Raw genomic sequence first — 18,552 nt, 5'->3', positions numbered from 1 at the left:
CGCCCCTGATGACCATCCACGCGTCGCCCCAGCTGAACAACCTCCTGTTCGTGCTCATCGGCGAGAAGTTCCTCCAGGCCGACGAGGACATGGCCTTCGCCAACGGCAAGCCGTACGAACGGCTCGGCCGGCGTGTCCGTGATCTCTCGGACCTGATCGAGCAGACCGCCGGTGGGGTGGGGCGCGCGTTGCCGCCGCAGGTCGGGAACAACTATGTGCGGGCGATGCACATGTTCCTCGACAGCGGCGGCGTCAACTACCTGAAGGAATTCGCCGACCAGCTCGACGGCATCGGGCAGTCCCGCACCAAGTCCTCCATGGACATCATGGAGTCGAAGTGGCAGATCATCGCCGAACTGGTGCGGCTGCTCATCGAGTTGCTCGTCATCGCGGTGCTGTCCGCCTTCACCGGGGGCTCCGCCTCCAGCCAGGCCGCGGTGGCGAAGGCCCGCAGCCGGGTCGCCATTCTCACGCTGATGGAATGGCTGATGAAGAAGACGCATCTGATGCCCAGCGTCACCGAGGCGATCGAAGAGGCATTCACCACCTTCGCGGTACGGCTGGCCATGATGCTCGGCGCGCCCAAGGGCCGCCGCCCGAACGGGTTCGACTGGTCGCAGATCATCCAGGACGGTGTCTTCGGCGCGTTCACCGGACTGTTCCACGGCCTGCTGCACGACCTCGGCAAGAACCTGAAGAACAACTTCAAGAACATCTTCAACAACCACAACCCGTTCAAGGACATCAGCGGCAACGGGAAGAAGTTCGACAACCACAAGTTCGACAACCCGGAACTCAACACCAAGCCGAACCCGAAGCCGACCCCCACGCCCAACCCGAAGCCGACGCCGACACCGAACCCGAAGACCACGCCGACGCCTACCCCGCACATCACGCCGAAGCCGAACCCGACGCCCACCCCCAAGCCGAAGACCTTCGGCGACAAGGTGAAGCACGAAATCGGCGAGGACTTCGAGCACTTCCTCACCGAGGGCGGCGCGGAGACGCTCGGCGAGATCGCGACGGCGTCCATCTTCGGCTTCCCCATCGACCCCCTGAACACCTTCCTCGGCAGCGGCCTCAGCTCGATGAGCGAACGCCATCTCGGCCAGGGCGCGGGCGCGTTGGGCAACAAGTTCAACTTCAACACCCCGGCTCCGGTGAACACGCTGAGCACGGCGGACGTCCCGGACGACGCCGACTCGAACTCCGCCTCCCACACCGACTCCGGCCCCGGCTCCGGCTCCGGCAACGACTCCCCGACGAGCGGTCCGTCGTCGAACCCGTCCACCACGTCGGGGCCCGGCATCACCAACACCACATCCAACAGAAGCAGTTCCCCGTCGACGACCGGCAACCCCCCGCGCACCACCACGAACACCACGTCGACGGAATCCGACGACATCGACACGCACATCACCGCCCCGCACGTCGACGAGGTGAAGGTCGACGGCGGAGACCCCCAGACCAACATCCCGCACGGATCGACGAACCCGCCGACCACGACCCATACGCCGACGGGGACGCAGGGGCAAGGCCAAGGACAGGGCCAAGGGCAAGGGCAGCGTCAGGAGCAGGACCAGCCCGACCCGAACACCACAACCACCGACAACAGCAACGAGCCGCAGGGCGCCGGTCAGCAGAACGGCATCCCGCACACCAGCAGCTCGGGAACTCCGACGCCGGTGCGGACGGTTCAGCAGGGCGACACGTCGGACACCTCCGACACCCCGGACACTTCCGACACCCCGGACACTTCCGACACCTCCGACGCCCCGGACACTTCCGATAACCCCGACACCTCGGATACCGGGAACACCTCAACTCCGGCTACCTCGACAGACGTTCCGGTCGCGAACGGGTCCGACACCACCGTCGTACCGCCGAACAGCAACGTCGTACAGCCCACCACGAGCCCGACCACGACCACGAGCCCGACCACGACCGGTTCCGGTACTCCCACCCCGAGCAGTACGACCTCGGGCAACTCGGCGCCCGGCTCCGGTACGTCCTCGAACGCCGGGGGGAACCCGCGTACCACGCCATCGGGGGAGCGTCCGGAGAACACGACCTCCGACGGTACCGCCGCCACCGGAACGGACACCACCACCGGCACCGACCAGCCGACCCCGGTCACCACCACCAGCAACACCGCGCCGGTCACGACAAGCAGCACCCCCGCCCCCGAACCCATCGTCCTGACCCCCTCCCCGGCACCCAACTCCGTTCCAGAAGCGGGGAGTTACGAGGACGTCCGGTCCGGGGTCGAGCCCTCGGAGCGGAGTACCACCTGGGTCGACCCGGTGTCGCGGCCGGTCGGGCCGGACGGGACGCCCACGCAGTACGTCGTGCGGGCCGGGTTCGCCGTGCGGCAGTTCAGTCATGACGGTGGGCCCGTCACCGATGTGACCGTCACCTACCGGCTCACCGGAAGTCCGCAGCTCGGGTCGCAGGTCGACGGTGTGCACCAGCGGATGACGGACGGGATACAGCGGGTCTTCAACGCACCGGGGCACCGGCTGCGGGACAGAAGCCTGCTGCGGGTCAACGTCGTACCGGCCGCCCTCGGCGAGACCCCGCACCTCGACGTCACCCTCACCGACCCGGCGGACGGAGTCCCGACCACCCACCACTCGTGGCCGGCCGACATCCCCGAGGGCAAGCTCGTCCACGAAATCGGCCACCAGCTCGGTCTGCGCGACGAGAGCGGTCGCGACCCCGCCGCCCCGCACCGCGGCGGTACCGCGAGCCTGATGGGCGACCCCACCGGGCCCGTGCCCGAGACCGGCCCGAACGACGCGCCGTACGTGGTGGGCGGGTTGAGGCCCCATCACCTCGACGTGATCGGCGGGATCGTCAACACCACGCCGGTGACCCGGCGGGGCACCGGTCCCCGGGGGCCGCTCCGGGGTGCGCCGGGCGCGGACCCGCCCGCCCCCGTCACCACGACCACGCCCACCGTCGATCCGGCCGACACCGCACCGACCCCCGTGGTCACCACGTCCACGCCCCTCACGGTGTCCCAGGACACGGTCACGCCGGACGCCGATCCGGTGGACACCCACACGGAGCCGGAGCCGGAGCCGGAGCCGCAGCCGGAGACCGCCCCCGCGGTCGTGCCGGTGCCGGTGCCCGTCATCACCGTGACCTCCCCGGAGGGCGACGTCACCTCGGTCGAGGCACCGGCAGGCGGTGGCCGTCGTACCTCCTACCTCGGCGGCTACGGGCGACGGCACGACGGCCAGTGGGGCCTGGTGCACGTCGAGCCGTTCTCGCCGGACGTCGTCGACGGGTTGCACCGGCAGGTGCTCACCGCGCTCGGCAGGCCCGCGCCGGGCCCGGACGACCCCGTGCGCGCGCAGCTGCGGGACGTGCTGTCGGCGGAGCAGATGGCCATGAACATGCCGTATCTGCGCAGCCTCGGCGGCCACCGCGTCACCCTCGACGTCGACGGCGTCGAGCGGCGGGTGGACGTACGGCTCTCGCTCGACGAAGCGCGGCCATCCGCGCGCGGCGGGCTCAACACGAGCGATCCCGACAAGCACGTGGAGCGGCGCGGCTACGGCACCCGGGAGATCGTCTCGGCGCAGCCGTCCGGCACGTTCTCGACGTTCCCGGTGCCGTGGACCGGTTCGGTGCCGATCGGTGCGGCGGGCCCGGTCCGCGGGATCGACCTCGCGCTGTCCGGGACCTTCACCCACAACCAGGCGGACGGCTCGGCCACCGTCACCCAGGTCGTGCAGACCACCAGCGCCCAGCGCAGCAACGAAGCGTCCCGCGCGTACGACTTCACCGGCAACTGGCAGGTCCGGCTGGACGCGGACACCGCTCCGGTCCCCGTCACGCCCCCGGCGGACACGAGCGGCGCGGACCCGACGGACGCAGCGGACACGGCAGTCGCCACCGCGACGCCCGATCCCGCGCACGACTGGCGGCCGGCCGAGCCGCACGGGCCCGTCACCATCTGGTTCCCGCAGCACGTCGTGGACGCCGACGCCGATCCCCATCAGGAACTGCCCGAACCTGCCGACCTGGGCGACCTGCCGATCTACGGCGTGGACTCGGTGCTCCACCCGCGCCGGCTCTACGAAGGTGCCGCCGAGCACTTCGACGCCGACCTGGACGCCACCTCGTCGTCCCAACTCGCCGACTTCCTGGGCGAACCGGTGCTGCGCGGCACCCTGCCGATGCAGCGCGACGGCGGGCTGTACTCGCCGGTGCTCACCGACGCGCACGGCCGGGCCGTCGGCATCATGCGGCTGGACGCGCACGTCACGCCGACCACCCCGGTCGCCAAGAGCATCGACAAGAAGATCAACCTGGAGAGCCACCTCGTCAACACGGTCAAGAACGACCAGAACACCACGTTCAACAGCGGGCTCAACCTCTCCGGCAGCATCGGCCCGAACTTCACCGGCGACCCGCGGGCCGGCCACCCCGACGCCTCGCATCGCGTCGGCGGCACCTTCAACGGCAAGGGCACCGCGAGTCTCGCGGCGCAGAACGCGTTCGGCACGAGTTCCCTCGCGGGCACCATGCACGCGGTGCGCACCAACCGCAGCCATCTGCTGACCGAGGCCGACGTCACCTACACCCTCACCCTGATCCGGCCCGACGGCTCCGTCAGCACCTACGCGCCCGGGCCCTGGACCCACGGCCTCGACCTGCGGGTGCTCACCGCCGAGGACGCTCGGGGACACACCCCGACGGAGGACGAACTCCGCTCCCTGCCGCATGAGTTGGGGAACCTGGAGACCGTGGGGCAGTCCGCCGCGCCGCTCGGCGTCACGGGAACCGACCAGCTGTTCCAGGAGGCCGAGACCTGGCTGCGGGACCACGGCTTCCTGCCGCCGCCCGCCAGCGCCCCGCACCGGGGGCGGCTGCCCGACGAGACGCTGGTGCAGGCGCAGTTGAACAACCTGCGGCGGCTGCACGAGCTGCGCTCCCAGCTCGGGCTGCGCGCCGCGACCGACTCCATGGTCGACGGCGGCCACTCGCTGTTCCTGGAGGTCCCCGCGGTGACCGGGCGGCGCCGGGTGCGGCTGGAGCTGGGCGCACGGCGCGACCCGGACCGGCCGGTCACGCACACCACGGTGCTGCCCAACATCCAGGTCATGGGCCTGGCCCAGGCGGCGGGCGGCGGCAACGGCCGGCTCGGCAACACCTACGGCCTCGGTGCCGGGTTCGGCGGCGGAGTCACCGTGCCCACCCCTAACGGCGCGTGGACCCTGAACGGCACCGGCGACTACCAGTACGTCGGACAGGCCGGCCTCGGCCACACCACCGGCACCACCCTCGGCCACGACCAGTTCTTCATCGGCACCGGACAGGACACCCAGGTCTTCGACGTGCCGGCCCGCCTCACCCTCGACCTGTACGAGGGCCCGAGCACGGACCCGACGGTCCGCTTCGGCGAGGGGGAGGACACCGGGTCCCGCGCCGAGGGCGACCTGGAGCGCGGCCCGCAGCTCATCGGCCCGCGCGGTGTCGGAGGCACGATCCGGCTGGCCGTCCCGCACGAGCGGACCCTGGACGCCGAGGAGGCCGCGCCGGACGGTGACCCGTACACCGTGCGGGAGGTCGCGCCGCTGGACACCGAGCGGCTGACCATGACGGACCCGGCCACCGGCGGCCCGCACCCGGACGTGGTCCGCGTCCCGGACGACGCGCTGATCGACGTGATGCGCGGTTCGACGGCGCTCCAGGACGCCTTCCACCGCATCGTCACCGGCACCGGCGTCACCCCCGCCGTGGACGCGCCGTCGCCCCGTTCCTCGACCGACACCTCCACCGCCGATCCCGCCACCGACGGGGAGACGGGCCCTGTCACCGCCCCGGCCCCCAGCCCCGTCACGCCGACTCCCCGCCCCGGGCGGGTCTCCCGGCTGGTGGGCGGGGTCACCGGGTTCCTGAGCAGTTCGCTGGTCGGGAGTCCGGCCTCCGACCCCACCACCGTGAGCGCCGAGTCCCGTGCGGCGGCGCTCTCGCCCGGGTCGCTGGTCGGCCGGGGTCACCAGATCCTCGGCGGCACCTACGTCGTGGAGGGGCTGACGCTGCCCGGGCTCGGGGTCGACGGACAGCTCGCTATCGAGATCCAGGCCGTCGCCCACACGCCCCGGCTGACGCACAGCGTGAACCAGTACCTGGAGACCGGCATCTCCGCCGCCGACTCCGCGCAGCAGCTCAAGGGCCTTGGGAAGACACACCAGTTCGGCGTGGGCGGCTCGGCGGTCCAGAACAACCCGCCGGCCCCCGCCGCCCCGAGCCCGCAGCCCGCGGGAAGTCCGCAGCCCACCGCCGCCCCGGCCCCCGCACCGTCCCGCTTCAACCCCTCGGGGCGCTACCAGTACGACCGCAAGAGCGACAAGTCCGACACCCTGATCAGCGGCACCGGCACCAACCGGACGCCCACGCAGTCGGGTCTCCAGCACCGGGTCACCGCCGACGTCACCTACCTGATCACCGTGCGGTCCGGACACCGCAACGTCATCGCCAACTCCCTCGGGATCGGACCCGGGCAGACCGTCACGCTCGCCGTGGACGTGCCACGCGGACTCCAGTTCCTCATGACGGACAGTCAACTCCGGCGCGACGGGCGGTGGATGGGCGCCGTAGAGAACCGGCCGGACGACCCGCCGACCTCCGGTCTGGAGAGCCCGGCACTGCCCAGCCGCTATGTCCGCGACGGCACCCTCGGCCTGGCCGCGGTCACCTCGGTCACCGAACTCTCCGGCCCCGGCACGCGGCAGACGGCCGGCACCGACACCGGTGACGGCACCAGCACCGGTGACGGCACCAGCACCGTCTCTGTGCCCCCGCCGACCGAGCAACGCAACCGACTCCACGACGAGGTACAGGAGTTGGTCGAGCGGTACGCCCCCGGTGTCACCACCCCCGGCCACGCCTCCTTCCTCCCCGGTGTCGCCACGCTCATCGCCGATAACACCGGAGTCGCCGGGAAGCGGGCGCTGATCGGACGCGGCGGCGGACAGACCAGGTTCAGCTTCCGGCACCACCGGTTCGGCGGCGCGGCCCTCGTCGAGGTGACGTTCTCGGCCCGCCCCACGAGCACCCCCGCGAGCCGGGGTGCCGTACGCGGCATCGCGGTGGCGGGCGACAAGTCCGGTATCGAGCAATGGGGTTCGCACACCGCGGAGGGCCGTTCGCTGTCCTCCTCCGTGGGCCGTCAGCACCGGCTCACCGTGAACCCGACGGCCCGCTTCACCCGCCCCGACAGCGACGACCGCACCGACCGGCTCGGCCCCTCCGTCAATGTCGTCTCCGCGTCCAGCAAGGTCGACAAGTCAGGGCGCACCGGCGAGGACCGGTTCTGGCTGCGCACCGACAGCGCCGCCGACTTCGACGGCCTGGACTACGAGCTGGTCGCCACGGTCCGCTCCACCTACGTGGTCGACTGGCCGCCCAACGTCCTGGGCGCCCTGGTGCAGCGCGGGATCATCGCCTGGGACGACGCCGACGCGCCGACCCGCTCCTGGCTCAGCCGCACCCTCTCCGGCGAACTCGGCGGCCAAGTCCGGGTACCGGCGCTCGTCAGCCTGCGCTTCACCGGCAGCGAGACGAACCCGCCCGACATCCAGGCACCCCCGCCGCCCGCGCTGTCCCGGACGGACCCACGCCAACTCACTAGCGGCAACCCCTCGTTGGACGACGCCGACCTGTTCCACCCGACCGGCTCCACGCCGGTCTACGGCTTCGACGGCTGGAGCCAGCTCTACACGGCCCTTGACCAGGTCGCCCCCTCCACCGGAAGCAGCTGGCGCGCCCAGCCGGCCTCCACTTCCGACGAGAACGCGTCGGTACGGCTCGGCGAACTCATCCAGGCCGGCACGATCTCGCTCGACACACCCCGCCAGACCGGCGGGATGCTGCCCACGATGCCGGGCGCGTTCCCGCTGCAGAACGCGCCGGACCAACGGCCCACGCTCACCGTGTCGTTGTACCGGCCGAGACCGGTCACCGACGGCGGCGACGTGGCCATCGACCGGCTGCGCATCACCTCGGAGAACACCAGCACGGTCTCCGGCGCCGACACCACCACCGGGCTCGCGCTGCCGTTCGCCGCGAGCACCGATGACCCCGACCGCCACCTCCTCGGCGCGACCCCACCGGTCCTCCAACGGCCTGTCGACGCAAGCAACTTCGGCAGCACAGTCTCCGGCGGGCGCCGTGACTGGCTCAAGACCGGCAGCACCAGCCTGCCCGCCGACGGCCGCGGCACCCGCAGCTACGAAGTGCGGGCCGACGTCCATATCGAGGTCTCGGGACCCGAGGGCGTCCGCCACGTCACCGGCACCGCCACGATCCGCGTCGAGGAACGCGACGCCCTCGGCCACGGCATCACCGAGCCCCGCCCGGTGCCTCACGTCTACGACCTCCCCGCCCTGCTCACCCAGGGCACCGGTCTCACCCCCGAGCACTGGGCGGCGACCCCCCTCAGCGACGTACCGCACCTCTTGGCCGACGGCGTCCACCCCGACGACGACGGCTACCAGTTCTGGGTCGCCACCGGCCCCGACCCCGACGGCTCCCGTCTCGCCCTCGCCCTCTACGGCGCCTCACGCACCGCCCGTTCCCAGGGCCACCCTGTGGAACTCGTCACCCGCGGCCCGGAAGGCCTCCGCGTCTGGACCTTCGACCCGGACGGCACGCTGACGGGCCCGCCGACGGACCGGGGGAGTACCGACGACGTGACACCGGGGACCGGCGACGGCACGGCTCCCGGCACCGACTCCACCCCCTCCGGCTCCACCACCGGAGTCGCCGCCCTGGACCAGGCGTGGGCGGACTTCGAGCGGGTCGCCGCCGACTTCGACCGGGCCGAGTTCGACCACTCGGCGGCGCTCGTCGACGAAGCCCTCCAGCGCGGGCTGCGGATCGACGCGCAGGACTCCCTCGACCGGGCCGTCACCGCCCTGACGGACGCGGCGGCCGAGGCCCACCGCACCCACACGGCCGCGACCACCGCCGAACAGCGGGCGGACCAGGCCGAACAGCACCTCGGCGACCTCACCGGCCGTGAGAAGACCCTCGTCGGCGGGATCTCCGCGGGCCGCCGCAGGGTCGGCACCCTCACCGACGCGGTCGCCGACGGCCAGCGCGCCGAACTGAGCCTCACCTCCCAGGCCAAGACCGCCCGCCGCAACCTCGCCGACCTCTACGCCCGCGCGGCGGCGGCCCACACGACGAGGCCCCCCGGCGACACGGAGAACGCGCCGACACCGGGCCCGTCCGCCACGGACACCGGCACGCAGGACACGGCCGTAGGACCGCAAGCCGGGGACGACACCACCGGGCCTGCCCTCGCCCCCGCAGGGGACCCCGCCCTGACCCAGCAGATAGAGCAAGTCAATGCCCAGATCGTCCAGTTGGACGCCGACCTCGCCGACGTGCGGGCCGGTCTCCAGCGGGACAGCTCGGACCTCGACGAGGCCAGGAACGGCCTGGACCGCGACGAGGCGGACCTGCGGGAGGTGCGGTCGCAGCTGCCCGGCGCCGCAGCCACCGCGGGGACCACGCGTTCGGACGCCGACACGGCACGCGGGCACGCCGAGGACGCGGCCCTCGTCCACCAGGACGCCCGCGAGGCCCACGACCGGGCGGCACAGAGCCTCGCCGACATCGACACCGAGATCGACAACGCCCTCGGCCGACGGGACGACGCGGCGGCCCGCCGGGCGGCGGCGCAGACCGAACTGCCCGGAGTGACAGGGCCGGTGCTGGCCGCCGGCCCCTCCGCGCTGCCCACCTCCCGCACGACCCTGGCCTCCAGCAGCCCCCGCTGGCCGGGCACGGGCCTGCCCCGCACGGCGGGCCCCTCCACCGGCAACACCCCGGGCACCGACGCCGATGCCGCCTCCACCAGCGACGACGACACCGACACCACCACCCCGGGCGACGACTCCACGGACGACGGCGATTCGGTCCCGGACACCGAACTGACCACCCCCGACCCGACAGCGCCCGTCCCGCCGAAGGACCCCGCCCCGACCGGAGACGACGACGCCACCGGCGGCGACCAGGACGACCAGGACTCCGTCCCCCACCAGGACAGCGTGTTCGACGCCCTGGTCGGCAACGTCGGCAACAACTCGGGCCAGGGCAAGGGCAGTGCACCCGTAGCCACGCACACCGCCCCGGCGGACACGGACGCGGACACGGACGCGGTCCCCCTCACCCAGGACGGGACCAAGGCCGAGGCCAAGGGCAAGGCGAAGGCTCCGGCTCAGGACCACACCGACGGCACGTCGACCGACCCCGCGTCACCCAACTCCGCGACCCCGAACCACACGTCACCCCTCTCGACCGCACCCCGACCCGCCCCGTTCCAGATCCGCCCACCGCGCGGCCGTACGATCCGGACCCGCGGCGATGGCCGCTGCCTGCTCTACACGTTCCTCGGCACCGACCCGCAGCGCATCCGCGACCAGGTGCCCACCCTGCGCACCGAGGCCCCGGCGACCTACGCCTGGCTGGGACGGCCGGACCAAGTCCGCGCCGGAATGATCCAGTTCGCCCAGTGGAACGGCGTGAGCGGCCCGATGCCCCCCGCAGGCAACCATCTGCGGATCGCGGCCGACCTGCTCCGTGCCCACGCCGAGGACCGCCTGCTCACCGCCCGCAGCGGACGACCGCTGCCGCACGAGGTGGTCGGCCAGGTACGGCAGACCCTCGCGCCGTGGTTCGACGCGCGCACGGCGGCCATGGACCGGCCCGAACTCCTCGCCACTCTCGACGAGTACGGCATCACGGGAGTGACGGAACCGGACCAGCTGGACGACCTCAGCACGCGCTACGACCAGGCGCTGGCCCAGGACAACGTGACCGGCCCGGCGGAGCCCGGCGTCCGCGACATGTTCGGCTACCTCCGGGACACGAACCGTATCCCCACGTTCGACCAGCTCACCGACGCCCAGCTCCGCAGGCTGCTCGGGCACGGATACACAGACAGCGCCGCCCAGTTCACCGACGCCGAACTCGCCCACGCGCTCGACGCCGTCCAGAAGTGGTCTCAGTCGTGGGAGAGCAACCAGGGCGAGATGTTCCTGCCCCTGCTGGCGGACACCCTGGACGTGGCCGTGGAGGTGCTCCGGCCGAACCCGACGACCGGCCTCGGCACCGTCACCCGCGTCGGATCACCCACCGCCACCCGGGTGCTGGAGGTCCACTACACCGGCCTCAACCACTACAACGCCACCGACGCCGGCCCCCTCGATGACACCTCGCCGACCATCACCACGTCGAAGGCACCCCGGGGTCCCGGGGACGCCGAGAGTGTTCAGCCGGATGGCCGTCACCGTCCCGAGCCGGTGCGTGACGCGTCCGACGACCAGCCCGCAACGCACGTCAACAACCCGGCGCCGAAGTACAGTTGGCACGGCCTGCGCCCGCATGCGCGTCCCGCCGTGCACTCCGCCGAGCGGTTCGATCCGCACGCGGATCAGTCCAATCCGCCCCGCCCGGGCACGCTCAGCGGTGCGACCACCCTCATCCGCACCCAGGTTCGCCGTATCCAGGCGCCGAACGGCCAGTGGATACGCGACTACACGGTCAACCTGCCGGTCACGGCCAACGATCCTGCCCGCGCGCAGCAGTTGAACGACCGGATCACCCGTCTTCTGGACACGCACCTCAACGCCGGTCTGGCACTGCCCGCTTCAGGTGACCAGCTGCACATCAACCTGAACCTGGTCAGCGACCCTGCCCATCCCGAGGTGGTGACGCTCACCGACTCCGAGGAGCCGGGCCGGGCCGATCAACTCCACCTGGACGTCAACCACTCCGACGAGGATCTGCTGCACGAGGTCCTGCACTACCTCGGCCTGCCGGACGAGCAACGCGACAACGACTTCCTTCTGCGTAACCACGCCAACAGCACCACGGTCCGCACGACGGGGCTGATGGCGACCACCCAGGGCCCGGTCCACATCCCGCAGCGCTACCTCCGCATCATCGAGAGCGTCACGGCGTCCGGGCCCCAACTCCACGACCACACAGGCCAGGACCAGAGCACCATCCCGGCCCAGAACCCCGACACCACCCCCATCCCCACCGACATCGATCTCATCTGGCCCGCCTCCCACGCCCCGGCCGCCCTGCCTCCCACGCCGAGTGGCCTCCCGTCGTCCTACGTGAACTCCTACGGTTCGCTCCCGGACGGCACGGTGGGGCTGGTGTACGCGGAGCCGTTCTCGGACGAGGTGATCGATGGACTGCACGGGCAGGTCTACGAGGCGCTCGGGCTGGACCCCGACGATCCACCGGAGTCCGTGCGCGAGCAGGTGCAGGGGGCGTTGAGCCGAGAGAACCTCGCCCTGCAACTGCCCTATCTGCGCTCGAACGGCGGCTACCGGATCACCGTGACGGTCGACGGGCGCGATCACACCGTGGACGTACAGCTGACGCTGTCCGACGCCCGAACGTCCCTGCGGCAGGGGCGCTTTGACCAGCGGGACCCGGACAAGCACGTCGAGCGGCGCGGGTTCGGCACGCGGGAGAACTTCTCCGGGCAGCCGTCGGGGACGTATCGCACGGTCCAGGTGCCGTGGACCGGGTCGTGGCCGATCACCGCGCCGACGCCGGTGCGGGCGGTGGACGGTTCCGTGACCGTGTCCTTCACGCACAACCAGGCGAGTGACGCGACGACCGTCACGCAGGCCGTGCAGACGACGTCCGCGCAGCGCTCCAACGAGCCCTCCGATCCGGTTGAGTTCACCACCCGGTGGCGGGTGCGCGTCGACGCCCCCGCCGTCACCGCGCCGCCTGCCGCGCCCGCCACCGCCCCGGCTCCGGACACGTGGAGCCGGCCGGTGTCGCATGGGCCGACCACGATCTGGTTCCCCCGGCACCTCACCGTCGCCGACCCCGCGCCGGGCTCCCTGCCCGCGCCCGCCGCTCCGTCGGATCTGCCGCTCTACGGCGTCGACACGGTGATCGACCCGAGGGCGCTGTACGAGCACGTCCACCAGTCCTTCCACGCCGACCTCGATACCGTCGCCGCCGGGCAGGTCTCGGACTTCCTCTCCGAGCAGGTGCTGCGCGGCACGCTGCCGATGCAGATCGACGGCGGTATCTACTCGCCGGTGATCACGGACGCCGACGGCAACGCGGTCGGCATGCTGCACCTGGTCACCGTGCTGGGGACCAGCACCCCGCAACGGCAGAGCACCGCAGGGCAGATCAACCTGGAGAGCCACCTCGTCAACACCGCCAAGGTGGATCTCTCCTCGCGCTACACGAGCGGTATCGGCATCAGCGGCAACGCTGCCGCCGGCCTCACCGGTGACCATGCGCAGGGGCATCCGAACGCGTCGAGCGTGATCGGGGGCAGCGTCGGTCTGCGCGGGCAGACGCAGGCGACCGTCACCAACACGTACAGCGCGAGCAGTTCGGCCGGCACGATGCACGCGATCCGTACCAACCAGAGTCATCTGCTCGCCCCGACCGCCGTCACCTACCGCGCCACCCTGATCCGCCCGGACGGTACCGAGACGGCGGCGCCCCCGCTCACCCAGACCCGGGGCATGGACCTCCGGGTGCTCAGCAAGGCGGCCGCGACCGGTCGCCCGCCGGCCGCCACCGAGATGCGTGAACTCCCGGACTCCCTGGAGCGGTTGGACGGCATCGGATTGAGCGCGGCACCGCTCGACGTCACCGGCACGGACGGTCTGTTCAACGAGGCCGAGGCCTGGCTGCGGCGCGAGGGCTTCCTGCCGCCCGCCCCCGCGACCGGAGTCGGCGGGCGGCTGAAGCAGGCCGTGCGCAACCTTGAGCCCGAGCACCAGATCCGGCTGCACGCGCAGCTCAACAACCTCCGCCGACTGCGCGAGGCCCGCTCCCGCACTGGGCTGCGTGCCGCGACCGACTCGATGGTCGACGGCGGGCACGCCCTGCACTTCGAGGTGCCCAACAGCACCGACACCGGCGTCCGCAGGGTCCGGCTGCTGCTCACCGCCGAACGGGACACCGGGCAGGCCAGCACCCACCGTCTGGTGCTGCCGGGCATCCAGGTCATGGGTCTGGCGCAGATGGCGGGCAGCGACGCCGAGCAGCGCGGCGAGTCGTACGGTGGCGCGCTGGGGGCGCTGGGCAGTGTCAGCGGGCCGCTCGGCGGCTGGGGGTCCATCGGGTTCGGGGGCGACTACCAGTACGGCCAGCAGGTCACCCATGGCGATACCGTGGGCGGCGCCACCGGGCACGACCAGTTCTTCATCGCCACCGGCCAGGACAGCCACGCGTTCGACGTGCCGGTACGGTTCGCCCTGGACCTGTACGCGGACGACGGCGACCAGCCCAGCGAGCGGTTCGGACAGAACGTCAACCAGGCCGCCGCCCCGCCACCGGCCCCAACTGGGCCCGGCACAGCTCCTGTTGCTCCCACGCCGCCGGTCGCACCCACCGTCACCGGTTCGCTGCGGCTCGCGGTGCCGAACGGCCGTACCCACGCACCCGCGACGGCCCCCGCGCCGCCCGCGCGTGCCGACGGGGCCCCGCGCCCGACGAACGCGGTCGACCGGGCCCGGCTCGACGGAACTGACGCGACCGGCACTCCGCGTCCGGAGCTGGTGCGGATTCCCGATGACGCCCTGATCGACACCGTGCGCGGTTCCGCCGCCATCGAGTCGGTGTTCCGGCGGGCCGCGCGGGAGATCCGCAACCAGGCACAGCAGGCCGCGCCTCCCACCCCGGCCACCGGACCGATCCTTCCCGTCGCCGCGCCCGGCACGGCACCCGCCCCCGCCGCGCCGCAGCGCGCGAGCGTCTTCCCGCTCGCCGGGCACGGGCTGATGGACAACAGGACACGTGCCGCCGAGACCCGGCACGCGGCGATCACCCCGGGCAGCCTGGTCGCGCACGGCCACGAGATCTTCAAGAACTCCTATGTGGTGGAGGGCCTGAGCCTGCCGGGGACGTTCGCGGACGGCCAGTACTCCCTGGAGATCGAGGCCGTCGCCCACCGGCCCCGGCTGCTGGACACCACCCGGCAGTACCTGGAGACGGGCGTCTCCGCCACCGACACCGCCCAGCAGGCCAAGTCCCTGTCGAAGTCGCACCAGTTCGGCGGCACCGGCGCGGTCACCCAGAGCGCGACCACACCGGTGGCACCGAGCAACACCGCTACGGAGACGGGCGGTTCGGACTCCGCGGGGAAGAAGACGTCGAAGCCGAACAAGAACCAGGCCAACCCGGCCATACGACTCAACAAGGTGTCCCGCACCGACACCTCCGACACGCTCTCCGCCGGCACCGGTGTCAACCGCACCCCCACCGAGAGCGGTGATCTGCACCGGGTGGTCGCCGACGTCACCTACGTGGTCACCGTCCGGGCGGGTTCCCGCACGCTGTTCAACGGCGTCATGAACCCCGGCACGATCGCCCCGATCACCTTCTCGGTGGACGTCCCCGACGGCCTCCAGTTCCTCATGACGCAAGGCCAACTCAACCGCGACGCACGGTGGATGGGCTCGGTGACCGGTCTCACCCCGACACCCGTCCCGGGCCACGCCCCGCTCCCGGCCGCGTACGTCCGCAACCGGCAACTGGGCCTCGGCGGAGTCCTGTCCGTCATCGAGTACGAGCCTCCCGTGGCCGCCCCCGTGCCCGCGACCGGGCCCGCCACGGGGCAGGTCCCGCTGGGGCCGGTCAACCCGAGGGAGCGGCGCGGCCAGGTCCGGCGCGAACTGCTGAGGCTGGTCGAGACCGAGGCACCCGGAGTGTTCACCCCGGGACACGCCGGCCACCAGCCCGGTGTGCACAGCCGGATCGCCCAGCTCACCTCGACCGCGGGACTGCGCTCACTGCCGGGCCGCGGCCCGGACGGCACACCGCACCCGGCCACCACCCGTTTCCATTTCCGCCACCACGGCTACGGCGGCGAGCGACTGGTCGAGGTCACCCTGCGGGCGGTGCCGAGGCGGACCCAGAACCTGGCCGCCATCCGCGGTTCGTCCACGCCCGGCTCCGGCCTCGAACAGTGGCAGTCGCACACCGCGGCGGGCCGCACCACCACCCGTGCCTCGGTCCGGCAGACGCAGCTCCCGATCGCGCCGGCCGTCCGCTCCCTGCGTCCGAACCAAGGTCCCGACCCCCTGACGACAGACCGCTCGGCGCCCGGGTTCACCCCGCTGTCCGCGAGCAGCATCTCGGTCCGCCGGGCGACCACCGCCGACAACCGGTTCTGGCTGCGCACCGACAACGGCGCCGACTTCGACGGCCTGCGCTACGACTACGAGCTGTCGGTCCGCTCCGCGCTGGTCACCGACTGGCCGCCCAACGTCGTCGGCGGTCTCCTCCAGAACGGCGTCATCGCCTGGGCCGACGCGGACGGCGACATGCGCCAGTGGATCAACCGGATGCTGGAGGGCGGCAACTCGCGCACCGGCACCGTCCCGGTCAGCCTGGCGCTGCGGTTCACCGGCACCGAGACCGACGTGCCCGTACTGGCGGCCACGGTGACCGCCCCGTCCGCCGAGTCCGGCGCCGACCCGCGCAACACCGTGCTGCCCGGCCCCGCCCCCACGCCGTACCTCGCCGACGCGCAGATGTTCCACCCGGTCGGGCCCACCCCGGCGTTCCTCTTCGACGGCTGGGCACATCTGGAGTCGGCGCTGAACCAGGTGGCGCCGCCCGGCAGGTTCGGCTGGGGCGCGCAGATCACCTCCGTGTCGGTGGAGGGACAGGCCGTCCGGCTCGGCCAGTTGATCCAGGCCGGGCGGGTCTCCCTGGACCGTCCCCGGCTGGCCGCCGACCTCACCCGCACCATGCCCGGCAGCCGCCCCTTCGAGGGAGCGCCCGAGCAGGCCCCGTCGATCGCCGTGTCGCTGTACAACCCGCGCCGCTCCACCCACGCCGACGACGTCACCCTCGACCAGCTCCACAACACGACCGACACGGTGAGCACCGCCGCGGGCGCCGACCACTCCCTGGCGACCTCGTTCACGGAACTCCTCAGCGGCGACGACAACAACCGGCAGCTCGCCGGGATGAACGCCCCCATCGCGCAGCGGCAGACCCAGCCCTCCACCTTCGGCGGCACCACCACCGGCAGCCGCCGCGACTGGCTCAAGTCCGGCAGCACCTCCGCACCCGCCAACGGGGCGCGCGGGACACGGAGTTACGTCGTGGACGCCGACGCCCACCTCCTGGTCGAGGGACCGCAGGGCACCCGTCACGTCACCGGCACGGTCACCCTCCGCGTGGAGGAACGCGACCTCCTCGGGCACGGCCTGATTACCCCGGCCGAGGCCCCGCCGAACATCCACGACCTGCCCGCGCTCGTCCCCGACTGGGCCACCGCGGAACCGCACACGCTGCCCGAACGCCTCAACTCCGCGATACCGCCCGGCGATCACGGCGTCCAGGTCTGGGTCGCCCTCGGCGCCGACCCACACGGCATCCGACTCGGCCAGGCGCTCTACGCCGCCTCCCGCACGGCCGTGCTGGGCAACCGCCCGCTGGAACTGATGACCCGCGACCCGCAGGGCATCCGCCGCTGGGAGTTCGCCCCCGACGGCGCCCTCGTCACGGCCGACCCCGCCCTCACCACCGCCTGGAACGCCTTCGACACCGAGGCCGTACGGCTGCACGACGCCGCCGACGTTCTCGCTGACACCCCGCGCCTGCTGAACCTGCGCACCGCCGCCCGCCGGGAAGCCAACCAGGACTACACGGTCGCCGTCGAGGACCACCGGAAGGCGCGGCTCGCCCTCACGAACGCGACCGACGCCCACCGTGACGCCGTCGCCGAGGCCGCCGCCTCCGCCAAGGCGGCGGCCGACGCGGCGGCCCTGGTCGAGCAGCTGAAGCGGGACTTCGCGAAGGCGCGCCAGACCGTCACCACCCTGCCGCCGCAGATCGCGCAGCACGAACGGGACGAGACGCGGGCCCGCAGCGAACGCCAGACGGCCCTGGCCCGGCTCACCCAGACCGAGAACACCGTGCGCGCCGAACGCACGGCAGCCCAACAGGCGGCCCGTGGCGGGCAGCCGACCCCCGCACCGGCCCCCGCCGCACCCAACGCCGCCCGTACCAAGGACCCCGCGGCCGACGTCGCCGACGACCCCCGCGTGCGGGCCGTGGTCGACGAGATCACCACGCTCGACGACACGATCCAGCGCGCCACCGCCCAACTCGCCGCCGACCGGCCGAAGTTGACCCGCGCCCAGCACATCGTGAGCATCGCCCCCGAGCGCATCGGCCAGGCGGAGGAGGACCACGAGGAAGCCGTCGAGGAGGCGGAGCAGGACGCACGCGACGTGCAGACCGCGGCCAGGAACCTCCGGACCGCCACCGATGAGGAGGCCGGGGCCCAGGACGAGGTGGACAAGGCCCGGGCCGAAGTCGCCCGCCGCGACGCGCAGATCGTCGCCGCCGTCACCGCGCAGATCCGGGCCGCCGCCGAGCAGACGGCGGCCACCGAAGCGCTGGAGGACCTGTCCGCCGACATCCAGGACAGCGCCCCGACCCCCGAACAGTCCCTGCGCACCACCTTCGCCACCACCCCGCCCCGCTGGCCCACCCCCGACGGCCCGGCCG

Annotated in this window: 1 protein-coding gene; it reads left to right on the top strand. The window is 72.4% G+C overall.

All coding sequences use genetic code 11. The features are described 5' to 3' along the window. Window positions 1–8: 8 nt before the first annotated feature. On the top strand, window positions 9–18,552 hold an 18,544-nt coding region (locus tag MB828_RS15255; RefSeq protein ID WP_301648628.1), incomplete at its 3' end, for a hypothetical protein.

Source organism: Streptomyces arenae (assembly GCF_022343545.1).
GTDB lineage: Bacteria > Actinomycetota > Actinomycetes > Streptomycetales > Streptomycetaceae > Streptomyces > Streptomyces humi.
This window is presented reverse-complemented; position numbering and strand designations above follow the sequence as displayed.